The following is a 783-nucleotide window of genomic DNA, read 5'->3' as shown; positions in this document are numbered from 1 at the left end:
TGCATCTGATCCCGTGCTGGCGCAGGTAGGCGCGGATCGCCCGGGAGGAGTAGGCCTTATCGGCGCGGACGACCTCAGGCCGGGTACGGGGCCGGCCGGGCCCGAGCCGGGGGACGCGGATGCCGGCCATGACCGCCTGGAACTGTGGGGCATCGCCCCGCTGGCCGGCGGTCAGCACCAGCGACAGCAGCCGTTGGCCCTGTTCGCAGGCCAGGTGCAGCTTGGTCGACAAGCCGCCGCGTGAGCGTCCTAGCGCGTGGTCGACCGGCTCGGTGCTCACCCCGCCCGGCGGTTCGGCCTGCAGACGCGGATCGCGCCGCGCGCCTGCCGCGTGCTGGTGGGCCCGCACGATGGTGGAGTCCACCCCGACCTGCCAGGTGATCAGTTCGGCGGCGTCGGCCAGGGCCTGCAGCCGGGTGAGGATCTTCTGCCAGACGCCGGCCCGCTGCCAGCGTCGAAACAGGGCGTACACCGCCTGCCAGGAGCCGTAGCACTCCGGCACGTCCCGCCACGGAGCCCCGACCCGTACCCGCCACCGGATCCCGTCTATCAGCTGCCGCTTGGTCCACTGCGACGGCCGCCCTGGTCTCCTCGGCGCAGGCAGCAGCGGCTCCAGCCGCGCCCACTGCGCATCGGTCAGGTCGAACCGCCTCGTCACCGCTAAGGTGGCCAACGAGGTCTCCGGTGTTCAGGTTCTTCTTGGTCGATGAACCCTCTACCGGAGACCTCTCTGCATGTCCGTCCGACACGCCGTCACACAGCGGACTTCGAAACAGGTCCTAG

Annotated in this window: 1 protein-coding gene; it reads right to left on the bottom strand. The window is 70.9% G+C overall.

The annotated features are described in order from the left end of the window. On the bottom strand, positions 1-673 hold a 673-nt coding region (locus N5079_RS35085), incomplete at its 3' end, for an IS5 family transposase (protein WP_261588533.1). Positions 674-783 lie beyond the last annotated feature (110 nt).

This window comes from Planotetraspora sp. A-T 1434 (genome assembly GCF_025420585.1).
Lineage (GTDB): Bacteria > Actinomycetota > Actinomycetes > Streptosporangiales > Streptosporangiaceae > JAOEGB01.
The sequence above is the reverse complement of the archived record's forward strand: the minus strand, read 5'-3'. Positions and strand labels throughout refer to the sequence as shown.